The organism is Enterobacter sp. SM3 (assembly GCF_009811935.2).
Taxonomy (GTDB): domain Bacteria; phylum Pseudomonadota; class Gammaproteobacteria; order Enterobacterales; family Enterobacteriaceae; genus Enterobacter; species Enterobacter asburiae_D.
This window is the reverse complement of the sequence record NZ_CP099971.1, coordinates 4639924-4654884: the sequence shown is the minus strand read 5'-3', so window position 1 is coordinate 4654884 and position 14961 is coordinate 4639924. Positions and strand designations below refer to the sequence as shown.

At 55.7% G+C, this 14961-nt stretch carries 12 protein-coding genes and 4 tRNA genes; 14 read left to right on the top strand and 2 right to left on the bottom strand.

The genetic code is table 11. The features are described from left to right. Positions 1-3 precede the first annotated feature (3 nt). The 14 genes from wzzE (at position 4) to GVO84_RS21825 (ending at position 11868) form a co-directional block, all read left to right on the top strand. Positions 4-1050 (top strand): ECA polysaccharide chain length modulation protein, encoded by a 1047-nt coding sequence (wzzE, locus tag GVO84_RS21890; protein ID WP_047652205.1) that lies wholly within the window; start codon positions 4-6, stop codon positions 1048-1050. Positions 1051-1106: 56 nt separating this feature from the next. Then, entirely contained in the window at positions 1107-2237 is a 1131-nt protein-coding gene (gene wecB / locus GVO84_RS21885) for a non-hydrolyzing UDP-N-acetylglucosamine 2-epimerase (RefSeq protein ID WP_121423335.1), read from the top strand. Beyond that, positions 2234-3496: a UDP-N-acetyl-D-mannosamine dehydrogenase gene (gene wecC, locus GVO84_RS21880; RefSeq protein ID WP_159515121.1), complete on the top strand. Its 1263-nt coding sequence runs from the start codon at positions 2234-2236 to the stop codon at positions 3494-3496. The genes wecB and wecC overlap by 4 nt, the downstream gene beginning before the upstream one ends. Continuing rightward, positions 3493-4170, top strand: coding sequence for a dTDP-4-amino-4,6-dideoxy-D-galactose acyltransferase (rffC, locus tag GVO84_RS21875; RefSeq protein WP_159515120.1), 678 nt, complete (start codon positions 3493-3495; stop codon positions 4168-4170). Before wecC ends, rffC begins: the two co-directional genes overlap by 4 nt. 4 nt (positions 4171-4174) lie before the next feature. Beyond that, the gene (gene rffA / locus GVO84_RS21870; RefSeq protein ID WP_023309640.1) at positions 4175-5305 is read left to right on the top strand and encodes a dTDP-4-amino-4,6-dideoxygalactose transaminase; all 1131 of its coding nucleotides are present in this window, start codon (positions 4175-4177) and stop codon (positions 5303-5305) included. A gap of 1 nt (position 5306) precedes the next feature. Continuing rightward, positions 5307-6557 (top strand): lipid III flippase WzxE, encoded by a 1251-nt coding sequence (gene wzxE / locus GVO84_RS21865; protein WP_159515119.1) that lies wholly within the window; start codon positions 5307-5309, stop codon positions 6555-6557. Continuing rightward, positions 6554-7633: a TDP-N-acetylfucosamine:lipid II N-acetylfucosaminyltransferase gene (locus GVO84_RS21860; protein ID WP_159515118.1), complete on the top strand. Its 1080-nt coding sequence runs from the start codon at positions 6554-6556 to the stop codon at positions 7631-7633. Before wzxE ends, GVO84_RS21860 begins: the two co-directional genes overlap by 4 nt. After that, entirely contained in the window at positions 7630-8982 is a 1353-nt protein-coding gene (wzyE, locus tag GVO84_RS21855) for an ECA oligosaccharide polymerase (protein ID WP_159515117.1), read from the top strand. Before GVO84_RS21860 ends, wzyE begins: the two co-directional genes overlap by 4 nt. 12 nt (positions 8983-8994) lie before the next feature. Beyond that, on the top strand, positions 8995-9735 hold the full coding sequence (wecG, locus tag GVO84_RS21850) for a lipopolysaccharide N-acetylmannosaminouronosyltransferase (protein ID WP_029739560.1): 741 nt from the start codon (positions 8995-8997) through the stop codon (positions 9733-9735). Between the two features lie 197 nt (positions 9736-9932). Further along, complete coding sequence (gene thrP / locus GVO84_RS21845; RefSeq protein ID WP_159515116.1) at positions 9933-11318, top strand: bifunctional threonine/serine APC transporter ThrP; 1386 nt, start codon at positions 9933-9935, stop codon at positions 11316-11318. Positions 11319-11420: 102 nt separating this feature from the next. Beyond that, positions 11421-11497, top strand: a tRNA-Arg gene (locus tag GVO84_RS21840). A gap of 64 nt (positions 11498-11561) precedes the next feature. Then, a tRNA-His gene (locus GVO84_RS21835) sits at positions 11562-11637 on the top strand. Between the two features lie 22 nt (positions 11638-11659). Further along, positions 11660-11745: transfer RNA gene (locus GVO84_RS21830), tRNA-Leu, on the top strand. A gap of 46 nt (positions 11746-11791) precedes the next feature. After that, positions 11792-11868: transfer RNA gene (locus tag GVO84_RS21825), tRNA-Pro, on the top strand. Positions 11869-12375: 507 nt separating this feature from the next. On the opposite strand, the gene GVO84_RS21820 is transcribed toward GVO84_RS21825, so the two are convergent. Together GVO84_RS21820 and hemY are read right to left on the bottom strand one after the other, a co-directional pair. Beyond that, positions 12376-13587: an MFS transporter gene (locus GVO84_RS21820; RefSeq protein WP_159515115.1), complete on the bottom strand. Its 1212-nt coding sequence runs from the start codon at positions 13585-13587 to the stop codon at positions 12376-12378. 172 nt (positions 13588-13759) lie between these two features. Further along, positions 13760-14959 (bottom strand): protoheme IX biogenesis protein HemY, encoded by a 1200-nt coding sequence (gene hemY, locus GVO84_RS21815; protein WP_159515683.1) that lies wholly within the window; start codon positions 14957-14959, stop codon positions 13760-13762. Positions 14960-14961: the final 2 nt, after the last annotated feature.

Genomic DNA, 14961 nt, shown 5'->3' with positions numbered 1-14961 from the left:
ATGATGACTCAACCGTTGGCGGGAGCGAAATCAGTGGTAACTGAGAATGAACTGGATATTCGGGGTTTGTTTCGCGTGTTATGGGCAGGCAAACTTTGGATTGCGGGGATCGCGCTGGGGTTTGCACTGTTAGCGCTGGCCTATACGTTCTTTGCAAAACAAGAGTGGAGCGCCACGGCAATCACAGACAAACCAACGGTTAACATGCTCGGGGGATACTATTCCCAGCAGCAATTCCTGCGAAACCTGGACATCAAAGCCAGTCTTGCAACGCCAGACCAGGCTTCCGTTATGGATGAAGCCTATAAAGAGTTTGTGATGCAGCTGGCTTCGTGGGATACCCGCCGCGACTTCTGGTCCCAGACGGATTACTACAAGCAGCGCCGGGTTGATAACACCAAAGCCGATGCAGCCCTGCTGGACGATCTGATTAACAATATTCAGTTCATGCCGGGCGACGCGCTGCGTAACGTGAACGACAGCGTCAAGCTGATTGCAGAAACCGCGCCGGATGCCAACAACCTGTTGCGGCAGTACGTCGCGTTTGCCAGCCAGCGCGCCGCAAGCCATCTTAACGAAGAGCTTAAAGGTGCCTGGGCGGCTCGTACCATCCAGATGAAGGCGCAGGTGAAACGTCAGGAAGAGGTGGCGAATACCATTTTCGGTCGCCGCGTGCATAACATTGAGCAGGCGCTGAAAATTGCGGAACAGCACAATATTTCCCGTACTGAGACGGACGTGCCGGCTGATGAACTGCCTGACTCTGAAATGTTCCTTCTTGGTCGCCCTATGCTGCAGGCGCGTCTGGAAAACCTGAAGGCCGTTGGGCCTGATTTTGACCTCGATTACGATCAAAATCGCGCGATGCTCAATACGCTTAATGTCGGTCCATCCCTGGACCCGCGTTTTCAGACCTATCGTTATTTGCGAACGCCTGAAGAACCTGTAAAACGCGATAGTCCGCGTCGTGCATTCCTGATGATTATGTGGGGGATTGTAGGCGCACTGACGGGCGCTGGCGTGGCGTTAACGCGTCGTCGCAAAAACTAAGAACGCCGTCTACGATGAAGGCTGCGGCCTTCATCGCCTAATCGAAGAGAATCGATGTGAAAGTACTTACCGTATTTGGCACCAGGCCGGAGGCCATTAAGATGGCACCTCTGGTTCATGCGCTGGCCAGCGATCCTGATATTGAAGCGAAAGTCTGCGTCACGGCTCAACACCGTGAGATGCTCGATCAGGTTTTAACGCTCTTCTCTATCGTCCCGGATTACGACCTTAATATTATGAAACCGGGGCAAGGGCTAACGGAGATAACTTGTCGCATTCTGCAAGAGCTTAAGCCGATCCTGGAGTCATTCAAACCTGACGTGGTGCTGGTACACGGTGACACCACCACTACCGTGGCGACAAGCCTGGCCGCGTTTTACCAGCGAATTCCCGTCGGCCATGTTGAGGCGGGTCTGCGTACCGGCAATCTCTATTCGCCGTGGCCGGAAGAGGCCAACCGCACGTTAACGGGTCATCTGGCGATGTACCACTTTGCGCCAACGGAAAACTCGCGTCAGAACCTGCTGCGTGAAAATATCGCCGATAACAAAATCTTTGTGACCGGCAATACGGTCATTGACGCGTTAATTTGGGTACGCGATCGCGTCCTGGCAAATAGCGATCTTCAGAAAGAGCTCGCTGCCCGCTATCCGTTCCTTCACAACGGCAAAAAAACCATTCTGGTCACTGGCCACCGACGCGAAAGCTTTGGCCGGGGTTTTGAGCAAATCTGCCATGCGCTGGCTGAAATCGCCGCGCAGAACGACGATGTGCAAATTGTCTATCCGGTCCATCTCAATCCTAACGTCAGCGAGCCGGTTAACCGGATCCTGGGCCACGTCGAAAACGTCCTTCTGATCGAACCGCAGGACTACATGCCGTTTGTCTGGTTGATGAACCATGCCTGGCTTATCCTCACCGATTCCGGCGGCATTCAGGAAGAAGCGCCATCCCTGGGCAAACCGGTGCTGGTGATGCGTGAAACGACCGAACGTCCGGAAGCCGTCAAAGCCGGTACGGTGCGTCTGGTCGGCACCAACGCACAGCTGATCGTCGAAGAGGTCACGCGCCTGCTGCACGACGATGAAGCGTATCAGGCGATGAGCCGGGCCCACAATCCGTATGGAGACGGGCAGGCTTGTGGTCGTATTTTGCATGCACTTAAACACAATCGGGTATCGCTATGAGTTTTAAAACCATCTCTGTCATTGGTCTTGGCTACATTGGCTTGCCCACCGCGGCGGCGTTTGCCTCTCGTCAAAAACAGGTTGTCGGTGTGGATATCAACGCACGCGCGGTGGAAACCATTAACCGTGGCGAAATTCATATTGTAGAGCCCGACCTTGACCGCGTGGTGAAAGAGGCGGTAGAGGGGGGCTTCCTGCGTGCCAGCACGACCCCTGTTGAAGCGGATGCCTACCTGATTGCCGTCCCTACCCCGTTTAAAGGCGACCACGAGCCCGACATGGCGTTCGTCGAGGCGGCGGCAAAATCCATAGCACCTGTGCTGAAGAAAGGGGCGCTGGTGATCCTGGAATCGACCTCTCCGGTCGGTGCTACCGAGCAGATGGCACAGTGGCTGGCCGACGCTCGCCCTGATTTAAGCTTCCCGCAGCAGGCAGGTGAGCAGGCAGATATCAACATCGCCTACTGTCCAGAGCGCGTGCTGCCGGGCCAGGTTATGGTCGAACTGATTAAAAACGACCGCGTCATTGGCGGTATGACGCCGGTCTGTTCCGAACGTGCCAGCGCGCTGTACAAGATTTTCCTCGAAGGCGAGTGTGTGGTGACCAACTCCCGCACCGCCGAGATGTGCAAGCTGACGGAAAACAGCTTCCGCGACGTCAATATCGCCTTTGCGAACGAACTGTCGCTGCTCTGCGCCGATCAGGGGATTAACGTCTGGGAGCTGATTAGCCTGGCAAATCGCCATCCGCGTGTAAACATTCTCCAGCCAGGCCCGGGCGTGGGCGGACACTGTATCGCCGTCGATCCGTGGTTTATCGTGGCGCAGAATCCGGCGCAGGCGCGTCTGATTCGTACCGCGCGTGAAGTGAATGACAGCAAGCCTCACTGGGTGCTCAATCAGGTTAAAGCGACGGTAGCGGATTGCCTGGCAGAGAGCGGCAAGCGCGCCAGCGAGCTGAAAATTGCCTGCTTTGGCCTGGCATTTAAACCCAATATTGACGATCTGCGTGAAAGCCCGGCGATGGAAATTGCCGAGATGATTGCCGAATGGCACAAGGGTGAAACGCTGGTGGTTGAGCCGAATATTCATGAATTACCGGCAAAACTGGCGGGGCACTGTACGCTGACGGCGCTGGACGACGCGCTGGCGACGGCGGACGTGCTGGTGCTGCTGGTGGATCATAAAGAGTTTAAAGCGACGTCCGGCGATGCCGTTCGTCAGCAGTATATTGTGGATACCAAAGGTGTCTGGCGTTGAACAGCCTGAATGGGGTGCTCGAGTCCCTGCAGTGGGAGAGTGCCTTTTTCGGCCTGCCGTCGGCCATCGTGCGTCTGCGCGATGACGCGCCGGTGCTGGCTGAATCAGATTTTATCGCCTGGCAACGGGTGCAGGCGAAGATCCCTGCGGAGCGTGCCGATCTGCTTGACGCGCTCCAGCAGCATGGCTTTCAGCTGGTTGAAGGTGAGGTCGATCTTTCCATTACCCTCACCCGGCACGATGCGTCCGGCGCGGAAATTGCAACGGATCGGGACATCCCCGTGCTGCGTCAGATGGCGACCCGGGCGTTTGCGCAGAGCCGCTTTCGTGCGCCCTGGTATGCACATGACGATAGCGGGCGTTTCTATGCCCAGTGGATAGAGAATGCGGTCAAAGGCACCTTTGACCACGTCTGCCTGGTTTTCCGTGCAGGGGACGGTCAAATCCAGGGGTTCGTCTCGCTGCGTAAGCTCAACGAGCGCGAGGCGCGCATTGGCTTATTAGCCGGGCGCGGCATGGGTGAGAAACTCATGCAGGCGGCGCTGCACTGGGCGCAGCAGCAGCAGCTTGTGACGCTGCGGGTTGCGACCCAACTGGGCAACACCGCCGCGCTTAAACGTTATATTGCGAGTGGTGCCAACATCGACGCCACCGCCTACTGGTTATACAGGTGACAAGATGATTCCATTTAACGCACCACCCGTTGTCGGAACTGAACTCGACTATATGCAGTCTGCCATGGGCAGCGGCAAACTCTGTGGTGACGGTGGTTTTACCCGTCGCTGTCAGCAGTGGATGGAACAGCGTTTTCGCAGCGCCAAAGTGCTGCTGACCCCGTCCTGTACGGCATCGCTGGAAATGGCGGCGCTGCTGCTGGATATCCAGCCCGGTGATGAAGTGATTATGCCAAGCTATACCTTCGTTTCCACCGCGAACGCCTTTGTGCTGCGCGGAGCGAAAATCGTCTTTGTGGATATCCGCCCGGATACCATGAACATTGATGAGACGCTGATTGAAGCGGCGATCACTGACAAAACGCGCGCGATCGTGCCGGTTCACTACGCGGGCGTGGCCTGTGAAATGGACACCATCATGGCCATCGCCAAAAAACATAATCTGTTCGTGGTGGAAGATGCCGCGCAGGGCGTGATGTCCACCTACAAGGGACGTGCGCTGGGCACTATCGGCCACATTGGCTGCTTTAGCTTCCACGAAACCAAAAACTACACGGCGGGTGGAGAAGGTGGGGCGACGCTGATTAACGACCGGGCCCTCGTGGAGCGGGCGGAAGTGATCCGCGAAAAAGGCACCAACCGCAGCCAGTTCTTCCGGGGGCAGGTAGACAAATACACCTGGCGCGATATCGGCTCCAGCTATCTGATGGCGGATCTGCAGGCGGCGTACCTGTGGGCGCAGCTGGAAGCGGCGGAACGTATCAACCTTCAGCGTCTTTCCCTATGGCAAACGTATTACGATGCGCTTGAGCCTCTGGCCAAAGCCGGGCGTATTGAACTGCCGACCATCCCGGCAGATTGTGTCCACAATGCGCATATGTTCTACATCAAGCTGCGCGATAACGACGACCGCAGCGAGCTCATCGCCTGGCTGAAAGAGGCCGAGATTATGGCGGTGTTCCACTATATCCCGCTGCACTCCAGCCCGGCCGGAGAAGCGTTTGGCACGTTCGCGGGTGAAGATCGTTACACCACGAAAGAAAGTGAGCGTTTGCTTCGCCTGCCACTGTTCTACAACCTCGCGCCTGTTAACCAGCGTACGGTGATTAATACCCTTCTGAGTTATTTCGGCTGATATGTCTCTGGCAAAAGCATCGGTGTGGACCGCCGCGTCCACGCTTGTAAAAATTGGCGCCGGGCTGCTGGTCGTCAAGCTGCTGGCCGTCTCATTTGGCCCCTCTGGCGTGGGGCTGGCGGGTAATTTCCGCCAGCTTGTCACCGTCCTTGGGGTGCTGGCCGGTGCCGGTATCTTCAACGGCGTGACCAAATACGTTGCGCAGTATCACGATGATGCGGCTCAACTGCGCAGAGTGGTGGGCACCTCTTCGGCGATGGTCACGGGTTTTTCGACCCTGATGGCGATGATATTTCTGCTGGCGGCGGCGCCCATCAGCCAGGGGTTGTTCGGGCACACCCATTACCAGGGGCTGGTGCGTCTGGTCGCGTTGGTTCAGATGGGCATTGCCTGGGCTAACCTGCTGCTGGCGCTGATGAAAGGGTTTCGTGATGCTGCCGGGAACGCGCTTGCCTTAATCCTGGGCAGCGTCATCGGCGTGATTGCCTATTACTTCTGCTTTCGCCTGGGCGGCTATGAAGGCGCACTGCTGGGGCTGGCGCTGGTCCCGGCGCTGGTTGTTGTGCCAGCGGCGTTTATGCTGATGCGTCGGGGCGTTATCCCTCTGAGCTACCTGAAACCGCAATGGGACACGATGATTGCCAGCCAGCTGGGTAAATTTACCCTGATGGCGCTCATCACTTCCGTCACGCTGCCGGTAGCCTACGTGATGATGCGAAACCTGCTGGCGGCGCATTATAGCTGGGATGAAGTGGGGATCTGGCAGGGCGTAAGCAGTATTTCCGACGCCTATCTCCAGTTTATTACGGCTTCCTTTAGCGTTTACCTGCTGCCAACCTTATCGCGTCTGACGTCCAGACAGGATATTACCCGTGAGATTTTCCGATCGCTGCGCTTTGTGTTGCCGGCCGTCGCGGCGGCCAGCTTTACCGTCTGGTTACTGCGCGATGTTGCTATCTGGCTACTGTTCTCGGCGAAGTTCACCGCCATGCGCGATCTCTTTGCCTGGCAGCTGGTGGGTGATGTGCTGAAAGTGGGTGCTTACGTTTTCGGCTATCTGGTGATTGCAAAAGCGTCCCTGCGGCTGTATATCCTGGCGGAAATTAGCCAGTTTGCGTTACTGACAGCATTTTCACACTGGCTGATACCCGGGCACGGTGCGCTGGGGGCGGCTCAGGCCTACATGGCAACCTATATCGTTTATTTCGCCGCCTGTTGCGGCGTATTTTTATTGTGGCGTAAACGCGCATGACTGCACTGATTCACATCCTGGGATCGGATATCCCACACCATAACCAGACCGTTTTGCGGTTCTTCAACGACGAGCTGGCATCAGGTAATCCCGATGCGCGTGAGTTTATGGTTGCAGGTCAGGATAAGGGCCTGAGCGAGGCATTTCCGGCGCTGACTGTTCGCTTCTGGCCGGATAAGGCCGCGCTGGCGAAGGCGGTCGTTGCCAAAGCCAAAGCGGATCGTAGGCAACGTTTCTTTTTCCACGGGCAGTTCAATACCGGCCTATGGCTGGCACTGCTCAGCGGGGGCATTAAACCCTCCCAGTGCAGCTGGCATATCTGGGGAGCCGATCTCTACGAAGTCTCCCGCGGCTGGAAATTCCGTCTTTTCTATCCGCTGCGCCGCATGGCGCAGGCGCGCGTAGGCTGCGTGTTTGCCACCCGTGGCGATCTCAACTATTTTGCTAAACAGCACCCGAACGTGCGCGGAGAATTACTCTATTTCCCAACCCGCATGGATCCTGCGCTGAACGCCATGGCGAATGACGCGGAGCGTGAAGGCAAGCTAACGATCCTGGTGGGGAATTCCGGCGATCGCAGTAACGAACACGTCGCGGCGCTCAGGGCGGTGCATCAGCAGTTTGGCGACACGGTGAACGTGGTGGTGCCGATGGGCTATCCCGCCAACAACGACGCCTATATTAATGAGGTTCGCCAGCAGGGACTTGCGCTGTTTAGTGCAGAAAATCTGCACATCCTCAGCGATAAGCTGGAATTTGATGAGTATCTTGCGCTGCTGAGAAAATGCGATCTTGGCTATTTCATCTTTGCCCGACAGCAGGGAATCGGCACGCTGTGTCTGCTGATTCAGGCGGGTGTACCGTGCGTGCTCAACCGCGACAACCCGTTCTGGCAGGACATGGCCGAGCAGCATATTCCGGTGCTGTTTACCTCTGACACGCTGAATGTCGAGGTGGTACGGGAAGCCCAACGCCAGCTCACGCTGGTGGATAAAAATAACATCGATTTTTTCAGCCCGAATTACCTCACGCCGTGGCACCGCGCGCTGCGTATCGCTTCAGGAGACAAAGCATGAGTCAGTTGCAATTCAGCGGCTTACTGGTTGTCTGGCTTCTGAGCACCCTGTTTATCGCCACGCTTACCTGGTTTGAGTTCCGCCGGGTGCGCTTCAACTTTAACGTGTTCTTCTCGTTACTGTTTCTGCTGACTTTCTTTTTCGGCTTCCCGCTCACCAGCATACTGGTCTTCCGTTTTGACGTGAGCGTCGCGCCGCCGGAAATCCTGCTCCAGGCGCTTCTGGCGGCGACCTGCTTCTATGCGGTCTACTACGTCACCTATAAAACGCGTCTGCGTTCAGCGCAGGCTACAGCCCCGCGTCGGGCGCTGTTTACCATGAATCGGGTGGAGACCCACCTGACGTGGGTGATGCTGATGACCATCGCCCTGGTCAGCGTCGGTATCTTCTTCATGCATAACGGCTTCCTGCTGTTTAAGCTCCATTCCTACAGCCAGATTTTTTCGGCAGAAGTCTCGGGCGTGGCGCTTAAGCGTTTCTTCTACTTCTTCATTCCGGCGATGCTGGTGATCTTTTTCCTGCGTCAGGACAGCAAAGCGTGGCTGTTCTTCCTGGTCAGCACCGTCGCGTTTGGCATCCTGACCTACATGATTGTGGGCGGTACGCGCGCGAACATTATTATCGCCTTCGCTATCTTCCTGTTTATCGGCATCATCCGCGGCTGGATCTCGCTGTGGATGCTGGTTGCGGCAGGGGTGTTTGGCATTGTGGGCATGTTCTGGCTGGCGCTGAAGCGCTACGGGATGAACGTGGCGGGGGATGAGGCGTTTTACACGTTTCTCTACCTGACGCGCGATACCTTCTCGCCGTGGGAAAACCTGGCATTACTGCTGCAAAACTACGACAAGATTGATTTCCAGGGGCTGGCACCGATTGTTCGCGACTTCTACGTCTTTATCCCTTCCTGGCTATGGCCGGACCGGCCTGGCGTGGTGCTTAACACGGCAAATTACTTTACCTGGGAAGTGCTGAACAACCATTCCGGCCTGGCAATCTCGCCAACGCTGATTGGTTCCCTGGTGGTGATGGGAGGGGCGTGGTTCATTCTCCCCGGGGCGGTTGCCGTGGGGCTGATTATCAAGTGGTTCGACTGGCTTTACGTGCGTGGCAACGTAGAGACCAACCGCTATAAAGCCGCCATTTTGCACAGTTTCTGCTTTGGTGCCATTTTCAATATGATCGTTCTGGCGCGCGAAGGGCTGGACTCGTTCGTGTCGCGCGTGGTGTTTTTCATGGTCGTGTTCGGCCTCTGCCTGTTACTGGCCAAACTGCTGTACTGGCTGTTTGACAGCGCAGGGCTTGTGCACAAGCGCGAGCGGCAGGGCAGCACAACGCTGTCGCAAGTCTGAGTAAGGATTGTAATGACTGATAAAATTTCTGCACCGCGCTATGCGCTACGTGGCCTGCAGCTTATTGGCTGGCGCGACATGCAGCACGCGCTGGACTTTCTGTTCGCCGACGGCCAGATGAAATCCGGTACGCTGGTGGCCATCAACGCGGAAAAAATGCTGGCGGTTGAGGATAATGCGGAAGTAAAAAGCCTGATTGAAGCGGCTGAATTTAAATATGCGGACGGGATCAGCGTGGTCCGCTCTATCCGTAAAAAGTATCCTGATGCTAATGTTTCCCGCGTGGCGGGGGCCGATCTCTGGGAGCAGCTTATGGCCCGCGCAGGTGCCCAGGGCACACCCGTGTTCCTGATTGGCGGTAAGCCGGAGATACTGGCCCAGACGGAGGAGAAACTGCGTCGTCAATGGAATGTTAATATCGTCGGCAGCCAGGATGGTTACTTCAAACCGGAAGATCGGCAGGCTCTGTTTGAGCGCGTTCGTGACAGCGGGGCGAAAATTGTCACCGTGGCGATGGGGTCCCCGCGCCAGGAGATCCTGATGCGTGACTGCCGTCTGGTCTGTCCGGATGCTCTCTACATGGGCGTCGGCGGCACGTACGACGTCTTTACCGGCCACGTTAAGCGTGCGCCCAAGGTCTGGCAAAATCTGGGGCTGGAGTGGCTGTACCGCCTGCTATCACAGCCGACGCGTATTAAACGACAGATCCGTCTGCTTCGCTACCTCGCCTGGCATTACACCGGGAAAATGTAATCAAAATGTAGCGCGATATGCTATTCGCGCTGCAACTCGCCTGCAAAACTGCTGATAATCTGTGCAATGCATTCATTTTTTTAATGCATCGTTTGCCATTTGGCAGATTTTAGGAAACCATTCGCTCCGTATTTTAGTACCCCTAAAAAACAATACCCGGTATTAAGCCGGGAAACAGCAAACACAATCGAGGATCTATGGCAGAGAAACAACCGGAGCTACAGCGTGGGCTGGAAGCTCGTCATATTGAACTGATAGCGCTGGGCGGCACTATCGGCGTGGGCCTGTTTATGGGCTCCGCAAGTACGCTCAAATGGGCAGGCCCTTCCGTATTACTGGCGTATATTATCGCCGGGCTGTTTGTTTTCTTCATTATGCGTTCCATGGGCGAAATGCTCTTCCTGGAGCCGGTAACCGGCTCCTTCGCCGTTTACGCGCATCGTTATATGAGCCCGTTCTTCGGCTACCTGACGGCCTGGTCATACTGGTTTATGTGGATGGCGGTGGGCATCTCAGAGATCACCGCGATAGGGGTCTACGTCCAGTTCTGGTTCCCGGACATGGTCCAGTGGATACCCGCACTCATTGCCGTGGGGCTGGTGGCGCTGGCAAACCTGGCTGCCGTGCGCCTTTACGGGGAAATTGAGTTCTGGTTCGCAATGATCAAAGTCACCACGATTATCGTGATGATTGTCGTCGGCCTGGGTGTAATTTTCTTCGGCTTTGGCAACGGTGGACACGCTATCGGCTTCGGCAACCTGACCGAAAACGGCGGCTTCTTCGCCGGCGGCTGGAAGGGTTTCCTGACGGCGCTGTGTATCGTTGTGGCCTCGTATCAGGGCGTGGAGCTGATCGGTATTACCGCCGGTGAAGCGAAAAACCCGCAGGTCACGCTGCGTAGCGCGGTAGGCAAAGTGCTGTGGCGTATCCTGATTTTCTATGTGGGTGCGATCTTCGTCATCGTGACCATCTTCCCGTGGAACGAAATTGGCACGACCGGTAGCCCGTTTGTATTAACCTTCGCCAAAATTGGTATCACGGCGGCGGCGGGTATCATCAACTTTGTGGTCCTGACGGCAGCGTTGTCAGGCTGTAACAGTGGGATGTACAGCTGCGGGCGTATGCTCTATGCGCTCTCGAAGAACAACCAGCTGCCTGCGGTGATGAGCAAAGTCTCACGTGCCGGGGTGCCGGTGGCGGGGGTTGCGGTCTCCATTGCGATCCTGCTGATTGGCTCTTGCCTGAATTACATCATTCCTAACCCACAGCGCGTGTTCGTTTACGTCTACAGCGCCAGCGTACTGCCGGGCATGGTGCCGTGGTTTGTTATCCTCATCAGCCAGCTGCGTTTCCGTCATGCGCATAAAAAGGCGATTGAAAGCCATCCGTTCCGCTCAATTCTGTTCCCCTATGCGAACTATTTGACGATGGCGTTCCTGATTTGCGTATTAATCGGTATGTACTTTAATGAAGATACCCGCATGTCGCTGTTTGTCGGGATGATCTTCCTGGCGGCTGTAACGGCTGCATATAAGCTTTTTGGCCTGGGTCGCCGTGCCACCACGCAGAAAGTGGAGGAATAAGCGGCAAAATGTGCAAACCATAACCAAACGCGCATTTTTTTCAAAAAAGCACTAGACAGCGGGGACGGAGGTACGTAATATCCAGCCCCGCAACGGCGCTAAGCGCCCGTAGCTCAGCTGGATAGAGCGCTGCCCTCCGGAGGCAGAGGTCTCAGGTTCGAATCCTGTCGGGCGCACCATTAACCCGGTGCTGGAGCTGCGGTGGTCTGAGAAGTAGTCAGTACCGCGTGAAAGAATACAGTGGTGGCTATAGCTCAGTTGGTAGAGCCCTGGATTGTGATTCCAGTTGTCGTGGGTTCGAATCCCATTAGCCACCCCATTATTTGAAAGAGTTGTGAATTGCGAAGGTGGCGGAATTGGTAGACGCGCTAGCTTCAGGTGTTAGTGTCCTTTGGATGTGGGGGTTCGAGTCCCCCCCCTCGCACCACGACTTTTTAAATGAATTGAACTAAAAATTCAAAAAAGCAGTACATCGGCGAGTAGCGCAGCTTGGTAGCGCAACTGGTTTGGGACCAGTGGGTCGGAGGTTCGAATCCTCTCTCGCCGACCAATTTTGAACCCCGCTTCGGCGGGGTTTTTTGTTTTCTGCGATTCTTCATCCCTGTCGTCATTCCCCAACAACGTTCTTTTTCATTGTCGCAATCCAGCGACATACAACTCATTGAAAGATAGATAAAAAACCAGTTATGCGTTTTGCTGTCTCCTCCTGGCGACATATTCCCGCCTTTTCCCGATACGTTGTAGAGCTTAAGACGGCGCTTAACAGCATAATTTCCTTTTATCTTAAAATGTTGCGTCATGTAAAAGTTCTGCGTGTAAATCTGGCACGTTACGTGCAATAATATGCGTGTAGATGCTCATTCCATCTCTTATGTTCGCCTTAGTGCCTCATAAACTCAGGAATGACGCAGAGCCATTTACGGTGCTTATCGTCCACTGACAGATGTCGCTTCGGCCTCATCAGACACCATGGACATAACGTTGAGTGAAGCACCAAATATGTTGTCTTACAGACCTGTTTTAACGCCTGCTTTTATAGCAGGCGTTTTTTTATGCCTTATTCCCTATACCTGCGCATGATCAGGGCGACCAACAGTAGGGCGGCTGACGAGACCGTATAGAGCGCCTGCACAGAGCCAAACTCAACTGCCACCATTGCTGCAATGCCGGTGAAAAGCGAGGCGCTGAGAGTTTGCCAGCGCCAGGCTTTACCGCTGGCTGAAGCGGTTTGCGTGAAATGAAAACTACTGAGTACGCCAAACGTGCCCGCTGCGAAGAGAACATTCGAGGCCAAATGTGCGATAAAGACCATGCCCAGCGCACATGCCGTCCACCCGGACAAAAACGGCAGCACACCATAACCGGTCAGGAAGATGCCGAGACAAAAGATGATTCGCGGCGTATGAGCGGCAAAGCGCGTCAGGCTCTCTTTTTTTAGCAGCATGGGGCCGCAAAGTTGTCCCATGCTCCTCGCGAAAAGCAGAGGCAAAGCAAGGCCCGCCGCATCCTGAGGATGGAGTTGCTGCGCCAGTGCCGGAAGAAGTGCCATGGCCGGTGAGCCGACGGCTGCCAGCGCCGGTAAAATGAGCAGGCTGCGTTTTTGCCGAACGGTCAGCGTCTGCCAGCGTAGTGGTGCGGGGGCTTCCTCTTCACCGGAGAGCGGTAGCAATGGCGCAGAAAACCGACGTCCAGCCAGCCATAGCAGTAACAGTGACCCGAAAAAGCTCGCGGCATCAATAGCAAGCAAGGTAAACACGGAGGTCTGCGTGAACAGCACCACGCCGAGTCCAGTACCTAATAATACCTGAGAAGCAAAAATCACATTTTCCAGACAGGTCGCAGCAGGCAGCTCTGCTTCGCTAAGTCCGCGCTTAAAGAGCAATGTCAGCGCGGGCCAACTCATCCCGCTGAGCAGCGCTTCGGTGGATTGCACAGCGAGTAATGCGGCAACGCTGTGGTAACCCACGCCAAGCAGGGGAAAGAGCAGGGCGAGCAGGCCTAGTCCCTCGGTCAGTATCAGCAGGGAGATCGGAGAACAGCGTGAGCACAGCTTTTCACCGATCGTGCTGCCGATGAATCCGGGTACCGTAGCGAAAAGAAAAGCGAGAGTGAGCAGAGCGGGCGGGGCTGACCATGCTAACAGCAAACCGAAGACCACAACCTGGGTTAGACCATTCCCCAGTGAAGAAAAGATAAAAGCACAGGCAAGCAGGCGTAGCCAGCGGTGGCAGCGCAGCGCCTGGATAAGCGCATACAAAAGCGAGTTCATCGAGATTTCCTTTCAAAAACGATTTAGTCCACGCTGCAAAATGTGCGCGTGTGTGAAAAAAGGTTAATGAAAAGACATCGTTACATTGGCGGATTCGTTTGCGGATGTAGGTGCAAAGAATGTAGCAGCAGAAAGGTGATAAAAAAAGGAGGCCCTCTGGCCTCCTTTTTATTTACTGCTGCGTACCGTTATTTTGCAGCGTCAACAACAACCCATCTCGCCGCATGGCGGCTGCCTCTTCCGGCTTATGCTGCTTGTCCAGCGTATCGGCAAGCCATGCGTAGTCAAAGGCATCCGGACGCTGTTTCAGCGCCGCGCGGAAGGCGAGGCTCGCCTCCTGCCATTCTCCGTGCTTCATCAGCGATTGACCAAGCGTGCTCCACAGCAGCGGGCGGTCACCGACGGTTTTAATCTGCTGACGCAGTACTTTTTCGATTTGCTCTGGATTATTGGTTTTCAGGCGTGGGATCACCATCACCAGACGATCGTCGTACTGGCGCTTCAGACCATCGAGAAGGATTTCCTGAGCCGTGTCATGGTCGTCACATTCAATAAGATGTTCCGCCATGGCAACCTGCAGAGGAACCTGCTGGCGCGTTTTACGGCTTTGATTCTTCCACCACGTTTTCAGACCGTCGCTGCCCAGGTCGGCGCGCGCCTGATCCATCAGGCCAATCCATGCCAGACGCTGAAGCTCATCACGATGTTCATCGTCGCCCACCTCGGCCTTCGCCATTGACGGAATGATGTCCAGCAGTGAACCCCAGGCGCCGGTACGAATATACGCCTGCTCGGCAAGACGCAGCACTTCCGGATGACGTGGCGCAACTTCCAGCAGGCGATCGATACCGTGGCGAGCCGCGTGATTTTCATTGCGCGCCAGCTGCAGACGAACGCGCGTGATTTCTACCGGAATCGGGTCACCATGAGCCAGCTCTGCCGCTCGCTCCAGATGCTGATTGGCGCGGGCTTCGTCACCGCGCTGCTGCGCCGCTTCGGCTGCGAGCAGATAATTCACCACTGGCTGTTCGGCATGGTCGGCGTTTTTTGACATCAGCTTTTCTACTTGCTGATAATCGCCTTCGGCCAGTTTCAGCAGCGCTTGCTCCGTTTGCTTACGAGCGCGGCGACGTTTGCGGCCAACGAACCAGCCGCGCGTGTGAACACCGGTGCGGAAAATACGGCGCAGGATCCACTCGATCGCAAACAGCACCACCATGCCGAGGATCAGAATGATCGCCAGGCCCGTTACGCTGGTTTCGATATTGTAATTATCGGTCTGGATCAGGACGTAACCCTGATGGCCCGCAAGCATGGGGCCCAGCACGATCCCGGCGATCAGCAGGATGAAGAGTAAGAGAACTTTTAGCATCA